Origin of the sequence: Flavobacterium sp. EDS (assembly GCF_020991525.1) — a bacterium.
In the GTDB taxonomy this organism is placed as follows: domain Bacteria; phylum Bacteroidota; class Bacteroidia; order Flavobacteriales; family Flavobacteriaceae; genus Flavobacterium.
This window is the reverse complement of sequence record NZ_JAJMOZ010000010.1, coordinates 53,884-77,559: the sequence shown is the minus strand read 5'-3', so window position 1 is coordinate 77,559 and position 23,676 is coordinate 53,884. Positions and strand designations below refer to the sequence as shown.

Annotated in this window: 20 protein-coding genes; 11 read left to right on the top strand and 9 right to left on the bottom strand. The window is 31.7% G+C overall.

All coding sequences use genetic code 11. The annotated features are described in order from the left end of the window. Window positions 1–19: 19 nt before the first annotated feature. The 6 genes from dut to LPB87_RS14695 all read left to right on the top strand — a co-directional run bounded on the left by dut (window position 20) and on the right by LPB87_RS14695 (window position 5,430). Window positions 20–454: a dUTP diphosphatase gene (dut, locus tag LPB87_RS14720; protein ID WP_129540394.1), complete on the top strand. Its 435-nt coding sequence runs from the start codon at window positions 20–22 to the stop codon at window positions 452–454. An 89-nt stretch (window positions 455–543) separates the two neighbouring features. Continuing rightward, a complete protein-coding gene (locus LPB87_RS14715) occupies window positions 544–906 on the top strand; it encodes a four helix bundle protein (RefSeq protein ID WP_129540395.1) in 363 nt (120 codons plus the stop codon). Window positions 907–959: 53 nt separating this feature from the next. Then, entirely contained in the window at window positions 960–1,976 is a 1,017-nt protein-coding gene (locus tag LPB87_RS14710; RefSeq protein ID WP_230728391.1) for a sugar phosphate nucleotidyltransferase, read from the top strand. Between the two features lie 47 nt (window positions 1,977–2,023). Then, window positions 2,024–3,373: a tetratricopeptide repeat protein gene (locus LPB87_RS14705; RefSeq protein ID WP_230728390.1), complete on the top strand. Its 1,350-nt coding sequence runs from the start codon at window positions 2,024–2,026 to the stop codon at window positions 3,371–3,373. Window positions 3,374–3,379: 6 nt separating this feature from the next. After that, on the top strand, window positions 3,380–4,159 hold the full coding sequence (locus tag LPB87_RS14700; RefSeq protein ID WP_230728389.1) for a DUF4292 domain-containing protein: 780 nt from the start codon (window positions 3,380–3,382) through the stop codon (window positions 4,157–4,159). Window positions 4,160–4,182: 23 nt separating this feature from the next. Further along, the gene (locus tag LPB87_RS14695; RefSeq protein ID WP_129540399.1) at window positions 4,183–5,430 is read left to right on the top strand and encodes a peptidoglycan DD-metalloendopeptidase family protein; all 1,248 of its coding nucleotides are present in this window, start codon (window positions 4,183–4,185) and stop codon (window positions 5,428–5,430) included. Window positions 5,431–5,475: 45 nt separating this feature from the next. Here LPB87_RS14695 and LPB87_RS14690 read toward each other — a convergent pair whose 3' ends face one another. Further along, window positions 5,476–5,895, bottom strand: a complete 420-nt coding sequence (locus LPB87_RS14690) for a CBS domain-containing protein (RefSeq protein ID WP_230728388.1) — start codon at window positions 5,893–5,895, stop codon at window positions 5,476–5,478. A 229-nt stretch (window positions 5,896–6,124) separates the two neighbouring features. On the opposite strand from LPB87_RS14690, the gene rbfA reads away from it, so the two are divergent. From rbfA to LPB87_RS14665, 5 genes are all read left to right on the top strand, one after another. Continuing rightward, a complete protein-coding gene (rbfA, locus tag LPB87_RS14685) occupies window positions 6,125–6,517 on the top strand; it encodes a 30S ribosome-binding factor RbfA (protein ID WP_129540401.1) in 393 nt (130 codons plus the stop codon). A 1-nt stretch (window position 6,518) separates the two neighbouring features. Further along, entirely contained in the window at window positions 6,519–7,718 is a 1,200-nt protein-coding gene (locus tag LPB87_RS14680; protein WP_230728387.1) for an FtsX-like permease family protein, read from the top strand. 373 nt (window positions 7,719–8,091) lie between these two features. Further along, entirely contained in the window at window positions 8,092–9,099 is a 1,008-nt protein-coding gene (locus LPB87_RS14675; RefSeq protein WP_230728386.1) for an OmpA family protein, read from the top strand. Between the two features lie 708 nt (window positions 9,100–9,807). After that, window positions 9,808–11,235, top strand: coding sequence for an MATE family efflux transporter (locus LPB87_RS14670; RefSeq protein WP_230728385.1), 1,428 nt, complete (start codon window positions 9,808–9,810; stop codon window positions 11,233–11,235). 70 nt (window positions 11,236–11,305) lie between these two features. Further along, a complete protein-coding gene (locus LPB87_RS14665; protein ID WP_230728384.1) occupies window positions 11,306–11,911 on the top strand; it encodes an N-acetylmuramoyl-L-alanine amidase in 606 nt (201 codons plus the stop codon). A gap of 96 nt (window positions 11,912–12,007) precedes the next feature. Here the strand turns inward: LPB87_RS14665 and dusB are convergent, their stop codons facing one another. From dusB to LPB87_RS14625, 8 genes are all read right to left on the bottom strand, one after another. Then, window positions 12,008–13,000 carry a tRNA dihydrouridine synthase DusB gene (dusB, locus tag LPB87_RS14660; RefSeq protein WP_230728383.1) on the bottom strand — a complete coding sequence of 331 codons (993 nt, stop codon included), beginning with the start codon at window positions 12,998–13,000 and terminating at the stop codon, window positions 12,008–12,010. A gap of 149 nt (window positions 13,001–13,149) precedes the next feature. Continuing rightward, window positions 13,150–14,442, bottom strand: coding sequence for an AMP-binding protein (locus tag LPB87_RS14655; protein ID WP_230728382.1), 1,293 nt, complete (start codon window positions 14,440–14,442; stop codon window positions 13,150–13,152). Continuing rightward, window positions 14,439–16,109, bottom strand: a complete 1,671-nt coding sequence (locus tag LPB87_RS14650) for a C45 family peptidase (protein WP_230728381.1) — start codon at window positions 16,107–16,109, stop codon at window positions 14,439–14,441. The genes LPB87_RS14655 and LPB87_RS14650 overlap by 4 nt, the downstream gene beginning before the upstream one ends. 8 nt (window positions 16,110–16,117) lie before the next feature. Continuing rightward, a complete protein-coding gene (locus LPB87_RS14645; RefSeq protein ID WP_230728380.1) occupies window positions 16,118–17,635 on the bottom strand; it encodes an NAD(P)/FAD-dependent oxidoreductase in 1,518 nt (505 codons plus the stop codon). Between the two features lies 1 nt (window position 17,636). Beyond that, window positions 17,637–21,320 carry a 1-acyl-sn-glycerol-3-phosphate acyltransferase gene (locus tag LPB87_RS14640; RefSeq protein WP_230728379.1) on the bottom strand — a complete coding sequence of 1,228 codons (3,684 nt, stop codon included), beginning with the start codon at window positions 21,318–21,320 and terminating at the stop codon, window positions 17,637–17,639. 102 nt (window positions 21,321–21,422) lie between these two features. Beyond that, on the bottom strand, window positions 21,423–22,610 hold the full coding sequence (locus LPB87_RS14635; protein ID WP_230728378.1) for a DUF2062 domain-containing protein: 1,188 nt from the start codon (window positions 22,608–22,610) through the stop codon (window positions 21,423–21,425). 66 nt (window positions 22,611–22,676) lie between these two features. Next, the gene (locus tag LPB87_RS14630) at window positions 22,677–23,048 is read right to left on the bottom strand and encodes a 3-hydroxyacyl-ACP dehydratase (RefSeq protein ID WP_230728377.1); all 372 of its coding nucleotides are present in this window, start codon (window positions 23,046–23,048) and stop codon (window positions 22,677–22,679) included. Between the two features lie 10 nt (window positions 23,049–23,058). Next, window positions 23,059–23,667, bottom strand: coding sequence for a porin family protein (locus LPB87_RS14625; RefSeq protein WP_230728376.1), 609 nt, complete (start codon window positions 23,665–23,667; stop codon window positions 23,059–23,061). Between the last annotated feature and the right edge of the window lie 9 nt (window positions 23,668–23,676).

The following is a 23,676-nucleotide window of genomic DNA, read 5'->3' as shown; positions in this document are numbered from 1 at the left end:
TAGAATTAAAAATATAAAAATGACGATTAATATTATCAACAAATCACAACACGCTTTACCTAACTACGAAACAATAGCTTCGGCAGGAATGGATTTACGTGCTAATTTATCTGAATCAATAACATTAAACCCATTAGAAAGAACAATAGTTAAAACAGGACTTTTTATTGAATTACCAATTGGTTATGAAGCACAAGTACGACCTAGAAGCGGATTGGCAGCAAAAAAAGGAGTAACGGTATTAAACTCACCTGGAACTGTTGATGCTGATTATAGAGGTGAGATAGGAGTAATTTTAGTAAATTTATCCAATGAAGCTTTTGTGATTGAAAATGGAGAAAGAATAGCACAGCTTATTATTGCCAAGCATGAAAGAGCTGAATGGGTTGAAGTTAACGAACTTTCTGAAACCTCAAGAGGAGAAGGTGGTTTTGGTAGTACAGGAGTGAAGTAGTTATCTGTTGCAGTTTTTAGAATTCAAAATTCAAAATTCCAAGTTGAAAATTCAAAATTTTTTAATTTCAACTTTAAAATTTATAAGTTGTGAAAAAATTTGATTTACATGAAAGGCTAATTGATTTTGCAGTTCAAATTATAAAAATAACGGATAATTTAAAAGCAACAAAGGCAGGAAATCATCTGTCAGGTCAAATTGTACGTTCAGGAACTTCACCATCATTAAATTATAGTGAAGCTCAGAGTGCCGAATCTAGAAATGATTTTATTCATAAGATGTCTATTGTGTTAAAAGAACTTCGAGAGACTCATTCTTGTTTAAAAATCATTTTAAGAGCGGAGTTATATTCAAAAGAAGAATTAGATTTAAACGTCGCAATAAAAGAAAATGATGAGCTAATTTCAATATTTGTAAAAAGTTTGGAAACATCAAGAAATAAAAATAAGTAAAATAATAAGTTTGAATATTCAACTAGGAATATTCAATTTTGAAATTATAGAATATGAAAATAATCGTTCCAATGGCGGGTCGCGGGTCAAGATTAAGACCACATACTTTAACTATTCCTAAACCATTAATTCCAGTTGCAGGGAAATCAATCGTGCACCGTTTGGTAGAGGATATAGCAAAAATACTTAAGGAGCCCATTGAAGAGGTCGCATTTATATTAGGAGACGAAGCTTTTTTTGGTGAAGATGTTGTGTTAAGCTTACAAGAATTAGCACAAAGTTTGGGTGCTAAAGCATCTATATATCGTCAGGATATGCCATTGGGAACAGGACATGCAATTATGTGTGCCAAAGAATCTTTATCAGGACCAGCAGTAATTGCTTATGCAGATACTTTAATTAGAGCTGATTTTGAATTAGATCCAGAAGCCGATGCTGTAATTTGGGTAAAACAAGTGGAACAGCCAGAAGCATTTGGAGTTGTTAAGTTAAATGCTAATAATGAAATTACAGAATTGGTTGAAAAACCAAAAGAGTTTGTAAGTGATTTGGCAGTTATTGGAATATATTACTTTAAGGAAATAGAGATTCTTAAAAATGAACTGCAAACAGTTTTAGATAATAACATTCAAAACGGTGGAGAATATCAAATCAATGATGGTATTAAAGCCATGATGGCTAACGGAAAAGTTTTTAAAACTGGTAGCGTAGACGAATGGATGGATTGTGGTAATAAAGATGTTACAGTTGAAACGAACTCTAGAATGTTAGGGTTTTTACACAATGATGGGGAACATTTAGTTGATTATGATGTAAAATTGGAAAATGCTACAATTATTCCGCCATGTTATATTGGTGAAAATGTAGTCTTGAAAAATGCAACTGTAGGTCCAAATGTATCTTTAGGAAAAGGATGTCATGTAATTGACAGCACTATTAAAAATAGTTTGGTGCAAACCTATACTCAAATAAAAAATGCTGATTTAGATAATGCGATGATAGGAAATCACGTTAGTTATAACGGTAAGTTTACAAGCATTAGCATTGGTGATTATTCGGTTTTAGAATAAATAGCAGGTCAAAAAGGGTTCGTTTTTACTTAAAATCAATAATAAAAATGAAAAAGAGAGTTTTAATAATTGTATTTATGGCATTGATTGGAAATCAGGCTTCGATAATGGCTCAAACCGAACCAGAAGATATTGCTATGGCTACCAATGAATTTCAGGACTCTTTTTATGAATCGTTATTACAAAAAGGCATCGAAAATTATGATAAAGCAATTACTGCTTTGCAAAAGTGTGAGAAGCTTCAACCTAATGATGCAACAGTTTATTTTGAACTGGGTAAGAACTACCTGTCTTTAAAAGATTATAGAAATGCTCAAAGTTCGTTTGAAAAAGCAACTCAGTTAAATCCAAATAATAAATGGTTTTGGTTGGGTATTTATGATGTTTGTTATCAAACAAAGAATTATCCTTTGGCAATAGAAACCATTCAGAAAATTATTCCTTTTGATGAGGAGTATAAAGATGATTTGATTTCGTTGTACATGATTACAAATCAATTTGACAAAGCACTTTCGTTGATTAATGAAATGAATGAGAAGTTTGGAAAATCAGATGAACGAGAATTATATAAGGCACAGATTTTGTCACAAGGAAAATATCAAAATGTTGAAATAGAAAACCTTCTTGATCAGATTAAGAAAAATCCAAAAGAAGAGTCTAATTATATCGCTTTGATTACATTGTACGCAAAGAATAATGATGCTGACAAAGTACTGCAGATTACGCAACAATTAGAAAAAGCAATTCCTACATCAGAGTGGGCGCAAGTAAGTTCTTTTAAAAGTTATTTAGATCAAAACCAACCAGAAAAAGCAATTCAGGCGATGAATGTCGTTTTAGCAAATTCTAAAATAGACTCGAAAATAAAACATCGAATTTTAAATGAGTTTTTGATTTTCGTAGGTAAGAATCCGCAATTTGCACCAGATTTGGATAAGGCAATTGTTTATTTTAAGGATGATGCAAATGTAGATGTTGCAAAAGAAATTGGAAAGTTTTATCACAGTAAGAATCAATTTGCTCAGGCGGTAAAATATTATGAGTTGTCGGTAAATTCAGCTTCGCAGGTAGATATCGAAACTAATTTACTTTTGCTTCAAGCATATACCGAGACCAAACAATACGAACCAATGGCTAAACGTTCGGTGGTAATGATAGAGACATTCCCAACGCAACCACAATTTTATTTTTATTCAGGTTTGGCTAATAATCAACAGCAACAATTTAAAAAGGCAAAAGACGTTTTAGAAATGGGACTTGATTATGTTGTAGATGATCTAACTTTAGAAGCAAATTTTAACATTCAGTTAGGAGAAGCTTATAATGGTTTAGGGGATATGAAGAAAAAAGAAGCGTATTTTGCGAAGGCAAATCAATTATTAAGACAAAAAAAGTAAATTCTGATGAAGAAATATTTAATGATCTTGTTACTCGTTTTTATCGTTTCGTGTAAATCGAAATCAGGTGCAGTGCAAGGGAATAACAATAAAGAAGAGGTAAATCTTATTTCTGCGAATAAAATTATTGACGGACATTACAATAATAAATTACAGTTTTCGACTTTATATATTAAAGCCAGTGCCAAATATTCAGATGATAAACAAAGTCAGAATGTTACAGCCGAGATAAAAATTAAGAAAGACGAACAGATTTTGGTAAGTATTCGTTTTCTGGGTATTACAATGGCTAAAGCTTTAATTACGCCAAATTCAGTGAGCTATTATGAAAAAATAGGAAGCTCTTATTATGAAGGAGACTTTAGTAGTTTAAGTAAATGGTTAGGAACAGATTTAGATTTTAATAAAGTTCAAAACCTTTTATTAGGTGCTGCAATCGATGACTTGAAGAAAGGTAAATATATTGAAACGTTGGTTGATAGAGTATATCGATTAGATGAAGCGAAGGAGACAGATATCAAAAAATCATTTTTCTTTGAAGCCGATACGTTTTTGTTAGAGAAAGAACAAATTTCGCAAACGTCAAAGAATATCATGATGCAAATTGCATATGGAGATAATAAAACTTTTGATCAAGGGACGCTTCCTAGATCTATTGCTATAGAAGCAATCCAGCCAAAAGGGAAGACAGAAATCAATTTAAATTACAATACGATTACTTTTAATGAGGAACTTTCTTTTCCTTATAGTGTTCCAAATGGATATAAAAAAATTATAATTAAGTAAGTTTGCAAAAATATATTTTAAAGATGCCAAAATTTCTCCTAAGCCTAATTTTTATTTGCACCACTTCATTGATGTGGGCACAAGATTCGCAACAAGAAAAACTGGAACAACGTAAAGCTCAGATTCAACAAGAAATTAGAGACAACGAGAAAATGTTACAATCAGTAAAGAAGAAAGAAAAATCTGCAGTGAATGTTTTTATCGTTCAGTCTAATAAAATTAAACTTAAAGAAAAGCTAATCAATACTACCGAAAAGCAAACCAAGCTTTTGAGTAATGATATGTATATTAATCAAACAAAAATTAATAAACTTAAGAAAGAGTTAGAGGTATTAAAAGAAGATTATGCCAAGATGATTCTTAAGTCATATAAAAGCCGTTCAGAGCAGAGTAGAGCAATGTTTTTATTGTCTTCAGAAAACTTTCTGCAAGCTTATAAGCGTGCACAGTATATGAAACAATATACAAATTTCAGAAAAAATCAAGGAGAAGAAATTAAATCAAAATCACTTCAATTAGCAGATTATAATGCAAAACTTGATGGGCAAAGACAGGTCAAGAAAAAGATTATTGCTGAAAACGAAAAAGAAAAAATAACTTTAGAGCAAGAAAAGAAAGAACAGCAAAAGCTGGTGAATTCGCTTAAAAAAGATAAGAACAAAATTATTGCTGACACGAAAAGTAAACAGCAAGAATCGAAAAGAATCGACAGACAAATTGATCGTTTAATTCGTGAAGCTATTGCTGCGGCTAACCGTAAAGCTGCTGCTGAAAAAGAAAAAGCAACAGGAACAAAATCGGTTGCTGTAGTATCAGACACAAAAATTGCATTAACAGCTGAAGCAAAAATACTTGCGGCTGATTTTAAAGCCAATCGAGGGAAATTACCTTGGCCTGTAGAAAAAGGATTTGTATCATTGGGTTATGGAGATCAACCACATCCTATTTATAATACATTGGTAATTCATAATAGTGGTGTCGAAATCACAACTGAGTCGGGTTCTAATGCAAGAGCTGTTTTTGAAGGAGTTGTATCTAGTGTAATGGTACTATCGCCAATAAACAAAGCAGTAATGATTCAGCATGGTGATTATTTTACAGTATACCAAAACTTAAGTTCGGTATCTGTGAGTAAAGGAGATAAAGTAAGCATTAAACAAAATATTGGTAAAATTAGAACTAGTGGAGAAACAGGAAAAACGACTATTAAGTTCCTAATACTTCAAAACACAACGTATAATAATCCGCAGAGCTGGTTGTATAATATGTAATATAAAACGGGACTTATGTCCCGTTTTTTTATGCTTGTATTTGATTTAATCGTATTGTTCTAAAAAATATCTCACAACATCGGTTGTTGTAACGATACCCTTGAGTTCACCATTGTCAACTACAGGTAAGGCGTGAAATTCTTCTTTTACAAAAATTTCAGCTAAATCTCTTATAATTGTATCCGATGATACTGTCATGGGTTTTGCTGTCATTACTTGAGAAATCGAAAGCATATCCAGGATGGCTTCATCAGCTCCTTCCTGCCCTTCAAATAAAGCACCAAAAGTTAATCGGTTTATATCTGTTCGGCTTATAATACCAATGACTTCTTTACCTCGAACGATAGGAATGTGTCTAATAGTGTTTTTTCTAAGTTTTTCAACGACTTCTCTTAATCCATCATTTTCATTTGCAGTTACTACTGTTTTAGTCATTATGTGACTGATTGGTTCTCTCTTTTTCATAATAAATTGTGTTGTTATTTCTTTATTAAAGATGTAGAATATTTCTGATAAAAAACATGATTTTTGTCACCTTTACAAAAAGAAGAAATGAGGGAATAATTATCTCAATTTTGGGTTTTTATTAAAAAAGAGTACCGAAATTTGTGCTAAAGGAAATAAGAATATAAAAATGACCGTATTGTTCATTTGAAAATGTATCGATTGAAATTTAAAATAGTATTTTTGCATTATGGAAACAAATAGACAGAAAAAAATAGGCGGTGTCATCCAAAAGGATTTGGTTGATATTTTGCAAGGTGAAGTGAGAAAAAATGGAATTAATAATTTGATAATTTCAGTATCCAAAGTTAGCGTAACTACAGATTTATCTGTGGCAACAGTATATTTAAGTATTTTTCCTCAGGAGAAAGCCAAAGAAACATTGGAAGCAATTAAGTCAAATTCGACTTTGATTAAACATGATTTATCACAACGAGTACGTTTGCAATTACGTAAAGTACCCAATTTAGTGTTTTTTATAGATGACTCATTAGACTATATTGAGAAAATAGATAATGCTTTAGCAAATAGAGATAACCCTATAGAGAATCGTGATCTTTTAGAAAAAAGAAGAAAATCATAGCTTGAACTTTCCCCTTTACATAGCCAAAAGGTATATTTTTAGCAAGAGTAAAAACAATGCTATCAATATCATAAATCGTATTGCCAGCCTTGGAATAATTGTTGGTACAATGGCTTTGTTTGTGGTTTTATCCGTTTTTAGCGGATTAAAAGTATTCAGTCTTTCTTTCACAAATGAAATAGATCCGGATTTAAAAATTGAAAGCACTTATGGAAAATCATTTATGGTTACTCCAGATCAGGATAGTCAAATTAAAAAAATCGATGGGATTGCTTCGTATACTAAAATAATCGAAGAACGGGTTTTGTTTATTTTTAATGGAAAACAACAGGTAACTTATTTAAAAGGAGTTGATCGTAATTATCCTATTGTAAATGATATTAGAAAAAAACTCTTTAATGGTCAATGGTTAAAACCGGATACGTATCAGGTTGTTGTTGGTTATGGGATTTCGAAGAACTTTTCAATGGGAATATTAGATTTTGAGAATCCATTGCAGGTATTTGCACCAAAACCAGGAAAAGGAACTATAGAAAACCCAGAAGAAGCATTTAGTAAAACAGATGTATTGCCAGTAGGCATATATTCGATAAGCGAAGATTTGGATTCTAAATATGTTTTTGCTGATATAGGTTTGGTTCAGGAGCTATTGGAGTATAAACCCAATCAGATTTCAGGAATCGAGTTTAAGTTAAAACCAAATACAGACGAATCAAAAATTGATTCACAATTACAAGCAATTTTCAATAATAAAGTTACCACAAAAAACAGAGCACAACTTAATGCGTCTTTGTATAAAATGCTTAATACCGAAAACATTGCAGTTTATTTAATATTTACACTGGTAATTATTGTAGCCCTTTTTAATTTGATTGGAGCATTAATTATGATGATTTTGGATAAAAAAAGCAACTTGAAAACGCTATTTAATCTTGGAACAGAAATTAAAGATTTACGAAAAATATTCTTGTTACAAGGAACTTTACTTAGTGTCTTTGGAGGTTTAATAGGTCTTGTGCTGGGTGTTATTTTAGTTTTGTTACAACAGCAGTATGAGCTTATAATGATTACTTCAACACTAGCTTTCCCAGTTGTTTTTACTCTTGAAAACGTATTTATTGTTTTAGGAACTATTTTTTCACTTGGATTTATAGCTTCATTAATAGCAAGTACACGCGTTAGTGTAAAATTGCTAGATTAGATTTTTTTTTATAAATTTTCAGGAAAAATACATCAAAGAATAAAAGCAGGTAAAACAGTCGTAAATAAAAGCTTTACAATTATTTTTTTGATTTTTTGATAATGAGGTAAAAGCAGTAAAAAGCGAGGTTTGTCAAAAGTAAAATTACTAAAAGATTACTTTTGGATATTGAAAACACACAAGATATTGCCATGTTAACAGGCAAGTGTAGAAGTTTTTTCATTTTTACGGAGCGAATAAAAATATTTCTATTACGACAAATAAACAAGCAGCGGCAGATGTTGAATTTAATTTTGATGGCGTAAAGCAATAAATTAAGTACTTTTTTTAACAAGTAAAATGTTTATCTTTAGCCTATCAAAAAAAATAAAAAATGAAGAAAACAGCCATTATCCTTGGATTATCAGCATTGGTTGCATCTTGTAATCAGTCAAACAAACAGCAAGAAAGTACTCAACAGGCAACAGAAACTATCGTTGAATTAAACGATGTGAAAACAGAAAAAACAAAAGCCTCTACCGATTTTAATATAGAAGATATCCCTTTTTCTACTGCTGATATTGGTAGTTTTCCTTTTTTTACACTTCCCAAAGGTTTAAAATCAATGAATAAACCTTTTGAAAGAAAATTTGATGTTTGTTTTTTTCCAATCAATGGTGTAATGACTCCTTTTGAAGGTAAACTGTATAAAATATTCGTTACTAATGAAAAAGGCGAAGAATATTCTCAACGTTACTTTGAAAAAAGTATGGAAGATTATTTAACTTCCGTAGGAGCGGTTAAGGTTTTTGAGGGTGAAATAACTAAAGAAGAATATGACCGTTATCATAAACAAGATCCTAATAAAGGAGGAGAAGGTGATATTGGGTATTGGGATCAAAATATGAAGTTTTGGGTATTAAGAACGAAAGATAATGGAACTGTTTTTATACAGTACACTTCTGATAATGCAAGTGGAAGATTAAACATTTTACAGCAAGCTGCTTTTAAACAAACCATCACTAAAGTAACAGCTGATGATATTGCTAAGGATTTAAGCAAAAAAGGAAAGTCGATTTTGTATATTAATTTCGATTTAGATAAATCAGACTTAACCGCTCAAGGAAAGGAAGTGGTAACACAAATTTCAAAAGCACTACAAAAAGACAAAAGCTTACAAATTGCTATTGAAGGTCATACCGATAACAGTGGTGATGTAGCACGCAACAAAAAGCTGTCAAACGATCGTGCGAATTCTGTAATGAATAATCTAATAGCAAACGGAATTGATAAATCTCGATTGACTGCAAAAGGTTTTGGTTCTGAAAAACCTTTAGTAGCAAACGATTCGGAAGATAATAAAGCTAAAAACCGTAGAGTAGAATTAATAAAAGTTAAATAATATTAAAAAGCTGCTTCTTCATAAAAAAAACAGTTTTTTTAATTTATAAACAATGAAAAAATGCGTCATAAGTATTTTATTATCTGTGTTTTTTCTGGTTATTTTTAGCTCTTCAGATGAAGTCAAACTAACTCATGATGACAATAATGAAGTCATCAGAAAATCTTTTACAGAAGGTATCTATTTTTTATTTTGATAATTTTGAGTTATGCAAATGCTCAGCCCCCACAAATTCTCGAAAGACATTATCATTGGAATAGATGCAAAACATTTTTTTGTCTGTACAACCTCCTATTTATATTTTTTGAGTAAAGTAAAATGCTAAATGTTTATAAATATAGAAGTTAAAAAATATATACAACATATCGATTCTTAAATTTGATGCGTCGTATTTGTTAAGTTTTGTATATTTGCCATGAGCTAACGGAAACATACTTAAGAGCAAAGCAATAAGGACTATTACCAAATCGTTTCCTGACTTCTTTGGTGATTTTTATAAAGGCTTAGTATTCAGTTAATACAGCTTTTCTCTGAAAACTTTAAAATAAAAAAGAATAATACTTATATTTATCATCTCAAAAAAACACTACGCTATGATAGTTTCTGCCTAGTCCTATTTTTATTTTCGAATAATTAGGATGTCTTCAATTTTTTAAAGTCCAGCCAGCATATGGTTTTGGACAATTTTATCATTTATCCTTAATTATCATGACAGAAACAACAATACAGAAAAGTGTATTCTCACGAATTTTTTCAACAATAAAACAAGCAATCAAAGGAGATGAATCTTTTGATTATACTTCAGGTAGTATAAAAAAAGCAGTTATCCTTCTAGCTATTCCAATGGTATTGGAGATGCTTATGGAATCGGTTTTTGCATTAGTCGATTTATATTTTGTTGGCCATTTGGAGCATAGCAGTTTTGCTATTCAGGCAGTTGGACTAACAGAGTCGGTTATTACCATTGTTTACTCTATAGCAATCGGTATAAGTATGGCCGCAACAGCTGTTGTTGCTCGCCGTATAGGGGAGAAAGACCCAGTTGCCGCCGCAAAAGCAGGAATGCAAGCCATTATTATTGCTTTTGCAATCAATAGTGTAATTAGTGTTTTTGGTTTTATTTATGCCAAAGAGATCTTGTTACTTATGGGGGCTTCTGTAGAAGCTGCCGAATACGGTTATAGATTTACTCAAATTATGATAGGCGGAAGTTTATGTGTGATGCTTTTGTTTCTTATCAACGGTATTTTCCGTGGGGCAGGAAATGCTGCTATAGCTATGAAAAGCCTTTGGATTGCTAATATTTGTAATATCATTTTGTGTCCTATTTTGATTAATGGATTTGGCCCAATCCCAGCTTTTGGGTTGGTAGGTGCAGCAATAGCAACAACTTCAGGAAGAAGTATTGGTGTGTTGTATCAATTGTACCACTTATTTAACGGAAAAGGCGTTTTAAAGATTATTTCATCTTATTTTATTCCTGACTTTAAGCAAATTAAAGCTTTGGTAAAAATTGCTGCACCAGGAGTATTACAATTTGTTATTGCATCATGTAGTTGGATTTTTCTTGCACAATTAGTTGCTACAACAGGAGGAGACCACGGTTCTGCAGGGTATCAAACCGCATTGCGTATCATGATGTTTTTTATTCTCCCAGCATGGGGATTAAGTAATGCCGCAGCAACTTTGGTTGGTCAAAATTTAGGTGCCGAACAAATTGAACGTGCCGAGAAATCTGTTTTAACGACTGCAAAATACAATGTTATTTTTATGGCAACAATAATGCTTATAACATTCTTTTTTGCAAAATATATAGTTTCATTTTTCACCTATGATATTCTAATACAAAATATAGCTGTTGAAGCTTTACAGATTATGAGTTCTGGATATATTTTCTACGGAATCGGAATGGTATTAATAAATACCTTTAATGGGGCTGGAGATACCTGGACGCCTACATTGGTTAATTTTGTTGGATTCTGGTTGTTACAGATTCCATTAGCATATGTATTAGCGAAGCATTTTAAAATGGGACCAACAGGTGTATTTATTGCTATTCCAGTTGCAGAAACGGCTATCACTTTGGCAAGCATAGTATTGTACAAAAAAGGAAAATGGAAACGTATTCAAGTGTAAAATATAATTTGTACAATATTTCTTAAATATTCTCGTTGGAATAGACTAATCAAATCAAAACTAAATTAGTATGAAAACCAACATCAAAATTTCTGGAATTCTTAGTGCAATAGTATTATTTTGTCTTTTTGCATTTAAGCCATTTGAAGAGAAAAAAGTAATTGTAATTGACGCTGGTCACGGTGGTCATGATTTTGGAGTAAACATGCACGGTTTTCAGGAAAAAAACATTTCTGAAGCGATTGCTAAGAAAATCAAAGAATTTAATAAAGATAGTAATCTAGAAATTGTGCTACTTCGTGATGGAGATCATTTTATGGAATTGAGCGAAAGAGTTTCAATAATAAATAATCATAATCCTGATTTGGTAATTTCATTACATGTTAATGCTTCAAAAAATGCCGATACAAATGGAGTTGAAGCCTATATTGCATCAAAGAAAATTTTTTATAAAAAATCGAAAGAAACTGCAGAGAAGATAGTTAATGAGATTTCAGGAGAAAACCTTTTAAAAAGAAGAATAGGAGAAGCACCTTTTTATATTTTGAAAAATACCAATTGCCCAGCCTTAGTATTAGAAATGGGATTTTTATCGAATAACAATGATAGAGAGTACCTTATTAGTGAGAATGGACAAAATGAAATTGCAACTAAAATTTTAGAGTCAGTAAAATAAACAATAATCATACAGCATAAAAAAGACCGTCTATTGACGGTCTTTTTTTATACTATATTGAAAAGAAAACATCTTTGTCAAAGATTAATCTATAGTTTAAACAAATTCATATCCAGCATATACATCCTGGATTTCGTTCATTACATTAAACAGTTCTTGAGGATCATCAATTGTAACTAGTTTTTGTTTGTATTCTTTAAAAGAGTGTATTCCTTTAAAGTAATTGGTATAATGACGACGCATTTCTACAATTCCTAAGCGTTCTCCTTTCCATTCCATCGACCACGTAAGATGGTTTCTTGCGGCTTCTACGCGATCACCAACAGTTGGTGCGGGTAAATGCTCACCCGTTTCGAAAAAGTGCTTTATTTCGTTAAAAATCCAAGGATATCCAATTGCAGCACGACCAATCATAATACCGTCGATACCGTATTCATTTTTAAATTTCAATGCTTTTTCTGGACTATCGATATCTCCATTTCCGAAGATAGGCATCGTAATTCTCGGGTTGTTTTTTACACGGGCAATATGTGACCAGTCTGAATGGCCTTTGTACATTTGAGCACGGGTTCTTGCATGAATCGTTAACGCTTGTACGCCAATATCCTGTAGACGTTCTGCTACTTCATCGATGTTTATCGAGTTATCATCCCAACCTAAGCGGGTTTTTACAGTAACAGGTAAATTAGTACTATCAATAACCACTTTGGTTAAACGTACCATTAAATCAACGTCTTTTAGAACTCCTGCACCAGCACCTTTACAAACTACTTTTTTTACAGGACAACCAAAGTTGATATCGATTAAATCAGGATTTACGGTAGTAACAATTTTTGATGACATTGCCATCGCTTCTTCATCTCCACCAAAAATCTGAATTCCAACAGGACGTTCGTAATCAAAAATATCCAACTTCATTCTGCTTTTAATTGCGTCACGAATTAATCCTTCCGAAGAAATAAATTCCGAATACATTAAATCTGCTCCATGTGCTTTACACAATCTACGGAACGGTGGATCACTCACATCTTCCATAGGAGCGAGTAGTAAAGGAAATTCAGGTAATTCTATGTTGCCAATCTTGACCATCTTCAATATTTTTTGCAAAATTACAACATTTAGTTCAATTTGTACCAAATTGAGGTTCAAAGGTTCACAGATACAAAGGTTCACAGGTTTTTGACTTCCATATGTAAACCTTTGTCCCTCTGAACCTTTGAACCTTCTTTAAACCTTTCTTAAGAATCTCTGTTGTCAAAAAAACGAATTGGTTTACGACTCAATGGATTAAAAACCAATGAATTTAATATTTCTCTAGAAGTATATTCTATTTTTGGAGTTACTCTTAATTTGGCTCTAAAGTGATCTTTGATTGCATGTAATAATTCATCCGATTGATTTTTTACAGCAATCTTAATCAGGATTTCGTCAGTTCCTAAGTCATTGGTGGATATCTCAATGATGTGATTTTCGATAGCATCAAAATCACTTAAAACATCATTCATTGCAGGTGGATAAAGGGTTGTTCCTTTGTATTTTATCATTTGCTTTTTGCGCCCGATAACTGGACCTACACGCAACGTGTTTCTTCCACAAGCGCAAGGAGTGTCGTGTAATTGAACAATATCACCAGTTTTAAAACGTAATAAAGGCATGGCTTCGATTCCTAAAGTGGTAAAGGTAAGTTCACCAACTTCGCCATTCTTTACTCGATTGTTGTTTTCATCTAGAACTTCTACAATAATTAATTCGGGATGATGATGTCCTCCATTTCCATGTTCACATTCGGTAAAAGCAGTGCTCATTTCGGTTGAAGCATAAGTTGAGAACAATTTGATGTTCCATTTGTCAGTGATTTTTTTAGACAAAATATTCATCGAAAAATCCTGATTTCTTAATGATTCACCAATACAGATTGCACCTTTTATGCTCGAATTATTATAATCGATATTATGATTTTCGGCATATTCGATTAGTTTTAACAAAAATGAAGGAACGGTTATTAAATAAGACGGATTGTATTTTAAGATGGAGTCCCATTGTAATTCGGGGATTCCTGCCCCAACACGAATTACACCCACTTTTAATTTTCGCAATCCCAAAAAGTAAGCTAATCCAGCCATGAACTTACGGTCAATTGTGGTCATGAGCTGTACAATATCGCCTTCTTTAATTCCTGCACAATCAAAAGAAATAGCCTCATTATAAGCCAATCTGTCTAAATCGGCATCGGTTAAACCAAAAGTAACAGGATCACCTAAAGTCCCTGAAGTAGATGAAAAATCGATAATTTTAGAGATCGGTACGCAAAGAAAATCATCATTATTGTTTTGAAGGTCTTCTTTAGTGGTAACTGGTAAAAGCTGAAGATCTTCTAGAGTTTTAATAGCAGAAATATCAATTTTTTTCTTTTCGAATAGATCTTTATAAAAAGGAGATTTCTGACTGATGTAAGTCAAAAGTTCAGTTAATTTTTTCTCTTGAAAAATTTTAATTTCTTCTAAAGAACCTTTTTCTATTTCTGGGATCATCTTAACTTGCTTTTGATTTTTTTAATATATTTTTCGACTTTCTGTTTCTCAGGAAGTGTTGTAATTTCTTTTGTTAGTGCTTTTTGAAAGTGCTTTTGTGCCAAAGCATATTCTTTTTTCTGATAAAAATACAATCCCACTTTATAATAAACTATCCAGTAATCAGGGTTTAAGGATTGATATTCCTGAATAAATTCAGTAGAAATTGTGGACTTATTTTTTAGATAAACATCTATTTCATGGTCCTCAATTCTGAATTTTTGATAATTTTTAAATTCGGTTGTTGATAAAAAAGGATCTTTAGAAATATTTAATTTACTTTCAGACAAAGATACAATTGTATCGGTTTGTTCACGATTTTTAAATATTTTATTCAAGTCATAACAAACGAATTCGCCCAGTTGATAAGGATTGGCAGATATCCAAACTAATTTTTCTTCGGGTTTAAAAATTATACCGTGATGAGCCATTAATTGATTTAGAGATTTTTCGTTACCATAGCCCAATTTTATATTCTCTAAACCTTCTTTATTTCTAAGTATTTCAGATGCTTTTTCAGGGTTTATTTTTGGAGTTTCTTCAAAAAGTTCAAGCATTCTATCATATCTATATTTTGAATGACTGCTGAGAATCTGTTTTTTATTTCGGTTGTCATCTTTTAAAGCTTCACTTTGGAAATGATTTGAACAAATAAGCTGATTGTTATTTGGGACCTCATACACTCCAAATTTGTTTGGAGATACTTCTATTAAAATGGCTTTATTGTCGTTGGCACTTCCCACCATTATTGATTCTGAAACAAAAACAGTTGTTTTTTTTGCAATAGCAATAGCTTCATCGATATTGGTTGCATATTGCAGAATTTGGCGAGTGAGAATAGAAATTGGAGTTTTTGCAATCAGTGGAATTTTAGATTTTCCAGCGTTTATGGTTACTGTTAATCCTTCCTGATTCATTCCTGAAACAGCTCCAATCATTCCTGGCCAGGTTACCATCATAAACGGATGACCTGTTTCTGGTTTTATAAAAGCTACTATTTTGTCTTTCGCGAAAGCATCATTTACATAAAAATCAAAATTGCGTCCAAGGATTAAATTTCCATCTTCTGATTTTTCTCCCCATGCTGCAAATGAAGAACAGCCTACCAATGCCAAATCTTGTAGTGCATGTCCGATATCATGTGCTGCATGTAAATACAAATTGCGTAAATATTGTGATGCGATTGCATCGTAATCATGAGATGTATATTGAGAAACACCATAAATTTCGGTTTGATATTCTTCGGGAACATTGAGATATAACTTCCTGTTGTACCATTTTAAAAAGTTTCGAAGTATATTTTGTTTAAACTTTGATGGGACTATATCTTTAATTTTAGAGAAAAATATACGTTCCTGTTTTTTTAAGAGAGAGTCGGTTAATGCTCCTGAATTAAGGCCAATCTGATAAGCATCTCCTTCTACATAGAGCTCCCAAAGACCTTGTTTATTTTTTAAGAAGAAATTGTTTCCTGATGAAAATACTGAATCGGATTGTTTTTTTACAATAGGTAAAATAGTATCATAATCTGAAATTTTGGGCTGATGATGCATTGATTTTGAAGTACCACATGATAGGCACACCAACAAAAAACCGATTAGTAAGACAACCAGAATTCGTTTTTTCATAATCAAATTTATTCAGAGGCCTGATTGATTTTAGTTACTAGATATTCTTTTCCAACTATTTCTGAGCATGTAATAACAGCGCCTATAGTAACTCCTAACACACCATGCATATTAATACTTTGTCCCGTTAAATATAGGTTATTAAGTTTAGTTTTGGAAGGAATAAATGACTTCATCGGATTATTGGAGTCTTTTATATAACCATACATATTGCCATTATGACCACCAATATAATCACGATAAGAGAGTGGACTCGATGTATACATTGATTGAATACAATCTTTTATTCCAGGGAATTTTATCTCTATCTCATTTAAAAATTTAGTTGCTTTACGAGTTTTAAATTCATCATAACTTTCACCACGATTATTTTTTTCTGCAGTGGTATTAAATGTATTCACCCATGGTAATAAATCATCGAATTTCATGTAGGTAATAAAAGTCATTCCATCAGCCCATTCTTCTTCTTCCTTGGATGCATTCATTGAAGCCATATATGTTTTTGGCCATGTATTTTCATCATATTCATGTGCAGTCCAAACTTCATTACTGTTTTTAAAATGGTAGTAGTTATGATTGATATATTTGAATGTTTTTGGTTTAAAAACCAAGTACAGACTAAACGCTGATAGTACTCCTTCGAGATTTTGAATGCGATTGTAAAATGATTTTCTAAAATTTTCCTCACCAACCATTTTTAAAGTGGTTTTGGGTTCAATGTTAGAAATGAAATAAGTTGCTGAAACTTCGCTTCCATCTTTCATTTTAACTGAGGTTACATCATTATTTTTGGTGTTAAAATGAATTACTTCTTTGTATTTATGAACCTCTCCACCGTGTTTTTTTAATTGTTTGATGAGTTGTTTTGTAATTTGGCTTCCTCCATTTATACATCGCCAAGAGCTTTCTATATAGGAGTTTACAACTAAGGCATGTACATAAAAAGGAGATTTGTCTTCTATACCAGCATATAAAAAATTAGAACCTGCAAGTACAGCTCTTAATTGTTTATTCTCAGTTATGGAATCAATAGTTTGTTTGGCATTTAAAGTTAAGATATCGGTATCATATTTTCCTTCCCAGCACAAATTGTATAAGGGAAACAAATCGCAGGTTTCTTTTACTTTTTTGCAATAATTTTCTATTGCTTCTTTTTCTTCTGGAAAATGTTTTAATAATTGATTAACGAAGTTTTTATATCCCTGTGCATGTGGATATTCTTTGTTTTCATTTTCAAAAGATATGATATCAAAACCATCTTCATCCATTTTTTTTAATTTCAAATGATCTATAATTCCTAGATATTTGAAATATTTATGCAAGTTTTGTCCTTCACTCAATCCTCCTATATAATGGATTCCTGTGTCAAAAATAGTTTTATCTCTTACAAAAGTCTGAAGGTTTCCGCCAAACTGATTATTTTTTTCAAGTACACAAACGCTATATCCTTCTTTAGCAAGAATGATAGCCGAAACGAGACCACCTAAACCGCTCCCAACGATGACAACATCATAACGTTCTTTCATGCTATTCTTTATTTAAGACTAAAATTTTGTCTTCTTTATTTGTACAAGTATAACCAAAATTAAGCAATGAGTCTTTTAAACTCGAGCTGTTTATTAAAATTATGCAAGAAGATACAGTAACTATTTCTTCGATTATAGAACTATAATTTTCATTAGAAATTAGAACTACATCATATTGCTTTAGTAACGCAGGATTCAGATTTTCCAGATGGTGGATGGCCCTTTTCTTAACGATATAATTTGTTTTTGCAACTGCATGTTTTTCTTCATCGGTTGTATAGGAATCAACTTTTCGTTGAGGTTCTTGCAATGTTAATAGTAAATCAAGTTGACCATAATCATTGTTTAAATGTAAAATCTTGGCTTTTGAATTGATGTATTTGTTTAACGAATAATAGGCTTCTAAATTGGTATTTAGATTCTTTTTTACATTATTTATTATTTCTAATTCTTTGTAATCAAAACTAGTAAGAATCATTTTTTTGAAATAATCTGAACCCTCAAGTTGTTCGCGTATTTTTTTGAATTCGGATCTAAAGTAGGTGCTTATCTGTTTCGTTCTTTCGGTATAATTCTTTCCAAAAGAAAGATTTTCAGAGGTAATTCGGTCAAGAATAGAAACGGTTATTGAGCCGTCGTATATAATGAAATCCCCTTTTGGTAAGACTTCGGAAGTACCATGAATTACAATCGGAACAATGTCCAGATTAAAATGCTCGGCAAGATAAAATGCTCCTTTATGAAATCTTTTTATTTGATTGCTTTCAGATCTTGTTCCTTCTGGAAATACCATTAATGAATATCCTTCATCTATTTTTTTGCGCAAATGTTCGAGACCTCCTTCTAGTCCTTCTGATACTGGATAAAATCCAGCTTTTTTTACAGTTGCTCCAAAAACAGGAGAGTTATAAACCCAGTCGCTTACCAGATAGATGATTTTTGGACTTAACATTCCAACTGCCAGAATATCCAAAAAAGAAGAGTGGTTGGCAATGATTACAGCAGGTTTTTTGAAGTCCTCGTTATGAATATTAATTACTTTTTTACGTACAAAAGGATTGGTATATAAAACAGATTTCATGAATTTTGAAATCAGATATCTAAAACCGTTCATTTTTGTTTCTTCTTTTAAAGGAAGAATTTTCATGATTGTCAAGCAAAAACCAGATATTAAAGCACCGCCAAGACCGTAATATAAAAATGATAATATTCCATTTATGAAAGAACGAAGCTCAAATGGTGCTTTTCCATTTTTAGGGCGATTAGACAAAAATAGTTTGAATAAAATGGGGTAAAAGATGAACGTAATGATTAGTGCTGCAAATACTCCAATTAATGAGATTGACGAAATAGATTGTAACGCTGGATGTTTGGCAAATATTAATGCGCCAATTCCTAGAATAGTTGTTATTACAGCTAGGATAATTGATGTTCTATAAATTGCAATTTCATTTTTTCCAGTTGTATATTCTTTCTGTAATGCACTAGTCATGAAAATACTAAAATCGACACCATGCCCGAAAATTAAGGTGCATACAATCATACTGAAAATGTTCAGTTCGATATTAAAAAGCCCCATAATACCAGCAGTTACAATTCCGGTTAATGCAATTGGGATGCAACTTATGATAACTAATTCGACTCTTCTGAAAAAGAAAAACAGAATAAGAATTACAGCAACAAAAGAATAATTTACAAGAGAATTGAAGTCGCTGTTAAGCGTACTAAAAAAAGTTTCATTCATCTGTTGGCGGTCAATAGCCAATAAACCATCTTTGGCAGAAGTTGATTTTACAAAAGGATCACGTTGTTCGGGTGCGACTTTTACTAATGTCGAAATAGTGAAAAATCCATTTTTCTCACTAATAAACTCCTGTAATTGCAATGCACTTATCTTTAAATAATCCTGATAGGAGATAGGTTTAAAGTTAGCATCAAGATGGTCAAAAAATGCGGTGTATGTAGTGGGTTTAAATCCAAGTTTGGCACCTTCGCTTATTAATTTAGATTTTAAAAGCTGTTTTTTATTGGCATCCCAAAACGAATTCCATTTGTCTATTTTTTGTTTTTGCTCCTTTTGCGAAAGCATAATTCCTCCTACAGAACTATAATTTAGTATTTTATTTTGTTGTTTGTCTTTTGCGAGAGCATCAAAAAGCTGACTGTTTTTTTGCAAAACGTCTTCCATACTATTTCCGTATGAAGCCAGATAAATTGTTTTAGAAGTTAAACTTGTTGTGCTTTCTTCAAGATCTTTTTCAGCCGCTTTGATTTCTTTTGGAACAAAGTTCAATTGCGATAAATCATTATTAAAACCAACATCGTTATATGTAAAGCAACAAATAATTGTAATTAAAACGCAAAACCCAATTAGAAATTTATTGTTATGAAATGAAAAATGAGCAAGTCTGTCAATTATATTTTTTTTATGAACAGAATTATTTTCTTTTGGTTTGTATAAATGTGGAACAATGAGCAGGGAGAAAAATGCAGAAGCCATTACGATTACTGCAGCAAAAATACCTAAGTCGTTTAATGCATCTGATTTTACAAAAAGCAAACATAAAAATGCAACGGCAGTTGTTGAACTGCTCATGATTACAGGCATTGTAATGTCTTTGTACAAGGTTTTTACATCGCTGTTATGTTTGTAATGTGTAAGGATATGAATGGAATAATCTATTGTAATTCCCAAAAGTATTGAGCCTATCCCTAATGATATAGCCGAAATTCGTTCTTTTACAAAATATAAAAATGCAACCGCAAATAGCGCCCCAAACACCGTTGGAAGGAAAATAATTAAAGGGATAAATACTTTTCGATAAAATAGAATCAAAATCAGCATTAGCGTAATCATTGCAATAGTTGTAGTAAGTACAATGTCACTTTTAATTTGGTTGGCATTTGCAACTGCGATAAGGGCTGAACCAAAATAACTAATCGAAGCTTTTGCTTTGAATTGTTTATTTAAATTGTCTTTTATAGTATTGAGTTTTGCAGCAAAAATGGAATTTTTTTCTGTTTCGCTTGAAGGCAGATTAGAAGTAATAAACAGGAGTAATTTCTTTTTGTCTTTGGTCATTACAAAACCATTATCTAAGGTAAAATCATCACCTACATTTAATTGTTGTAATTTTTTTAAGGCTATAAATGAAATTCCTAAAGGATCTTGTAATATAAAATCTTTGGTGATAAACCCTGAAGGAGAAAGTATTGATTTGTAGTTTCCTTGCACAGTTGCTGCAATACTATCTTTTTGCAGTTTAGATTGAATAGTTATATAATCGTTATCATCTAAAAAAAGGGGGACGTTATTATGAACAAAATCAATAGTTTGTTGGATGTTCTCTTCGTCTATTTTTCCTTGTACAGCTGTTATATAAGGTTTGCAAGTTTTGGCAATACTGTCTGTAAAAACACCAGCCATTTCTTTTAAGTCTTCCTCGGTTCCCTCTTTTTCAAGCTGAAAAATTACAGTAATCTTATCCGCAAAATTAAGTTGTTTTAGTACTTTGGCAGTAACATCAGTCTTATCATTTGTTGGAATAAGTTTGGTAATATCTTCTTCAAATTTAATTTTAGAAGCAAAAAATCCAAATATAAAAAGCACTGCGATTGCCAAAAAAACCGAGAGTGATTTTCTTCGATTTACAAATAAATGTATGGCGTAGAAATAATGATGCATGCTTATTGTTTTTTTAACCACTGATTACAGGGATTCACACAGATTACTCTCGTTGCGAATATAATTTTTTTTAATCCTTTAGTCTGTGGCAAAATATTTAATTTAATTGTTGATTTTATTTTTTGGTGTACTAAACAATGTTAAGACCAAGTAGGTTATTGATCCGAATAATAATGCCATTAGAGATGCTAAAATAAGACTTCCAACAACATATTGTGTTATGTTTTTTGAAACGTCAGAAAGAACCATTGAATCATTTTGTGTTAAGGAACTATTGTTTGCTATAAAAAGACTTCCCATTTTTAGAGATCCATATATTACTAATGGAATTAAAGGAGGTAAACTAATATTTGAGGCTACAAAAGCAATGACTTTATTGAGCTTAAATAATGTGGCTAAAAAAAGAAGTAATACTGTTTGAAATCCCCAAAATGGTGAAATTCCAATAAATACTCCTAAAGCAATGGCCGCTGATTTTTTAAAATTAGATTCGTCGCTTTCTAGAATATCTTCGAGAAGAAATTTTTTAAGTCCTTTTTTTTTAATTTTTCGAACTAAATCTCTTGGTTTGATATAGACAAGAGCAATAATAACCAATACCGTATTTAAAATACTAATTCGGGTAAAATCCTTGAATGGGCGAAAATGTGAAACTCGCTCCAGCGGATCGTATAAAACTTTAACAGGGATGTTTTTAACTGGAATTCCTTTCCAAGCAGAACGCACAATTACCTCGATTTCAAATTCAAATTTAGGAGTGTAATATCTTTCAGGGATTAACCGTAAAGGGTACAATCGAAATCCAGATTGCGTGTCTTCAAGACGTATTCCTGTTTCAAACCAAAACCAGAAGTTTGAAAATTTATTTCCAAAGCTACTTTTTTTAGGCACATTTTCTTGTGTCATATTACGACTACCAATGAGTAAAGTATTTGGCTCGTTTTGAATAAAATCAATGAACGAAGGAATGTCTGAAGCAAAATGTTGCCCATCTGAGTCTATTGTTATTGCATACTCATAATTTAAAGCGGTTGCTTTGTTAAATCCGTTTTGTAACGCAACTCCCTTTCCTTGATTTTCGGGATGGTGAATTTGGATGAGGTTTGGAAAATTTTCTAAAATTTGACTTGTTCTATCTGTAGATCCATCATTGACTACAATAATATCCTTAGTGTAGATCAATATTGAATTAAGAACTTTCTCCAACGTTTTGTTATTGTTGTATGTGGGTACAATAACACAAAAATTAGTTTGAGCAAGCTGTTCTTCTTGAGATAGAATAGGTTTCATTTTGTGATTTTTCTTTAACTACTTTATCGTTTGTTTTTCTGTTGTAGAAAACGTTTAGATTCAGAATTATATTTTTCTATAAACATTACTTAGTTTTACAGCAATTGTTTCGTTAAAATAAGTCGTGTTTTTCACTTTTACTAAACCATCTTCGGTTGTGGTAATGTCTAATTCTAAACGCAATTCCGGAGTAACTTCTGGATTAATTATCGCCATAAACTTTGCATTACTAAGCGTTTGTATCGTTAAATTACTTTGCGTGATTGTTTCTGAAAGTTCTTTTATAATTTGTATCATACATACTCCTGGCATTATAGGATTGTCTGGAAAATGCCCTTTGAAGACATCATGTTTATCATTTATTAAAATGACAGCATCATATATAGAGCCACTTGCGTTTTCTAATGACAGTATTTTATAAAAGTCTTTTAAAACCATAGATGTGTTTTTATTTTACTTTAAATGTATAGGTGATTCCAATTTGAAATACTTGATTTAAAATAATAGTATCGTAGTAGTAATCGTATCCATTATCAATTCCATCATATCCGTAAATATCGATTAATCCTTGTTTAAATCTCGCTTCAAAGGTTAAACCATTAGGTAATGTATATCCGACACCACTAACAAAAGCAAGGTCAACTCCAACAGGATTGTAATCATATGAAGGGAAATTGTCATTTATTTTAAAATCTACTGAAGGGCCACCTAATATATGAAATCCGCCTCCAGTAAAATGATATTTAGCAACTGCACCTAATGAAATATAATTTAATTCGTAGGTTCTTTTATTTGACCTGCTTGACCCTAATAAATATTCACGAGTTTCTGCGCCTTGTCTTGTATAAGTTAGTTCTGGTTGAAGTGTAAAATACTTATTGAATTTTATAGCTATTAATCCACCAGCATAAAAATCTGTTTTTGCGTTGCTAGATCCAAAATTGGTAAAATTTGAAATATTTAAACCACCACGAATTCCCGGGCTAACGGTTACTTGTGCATGAGATTTTATAAAGCCGATAAAAAATATAAATGCGATTAAGGTTAATTTTCTCATTTTTGATTT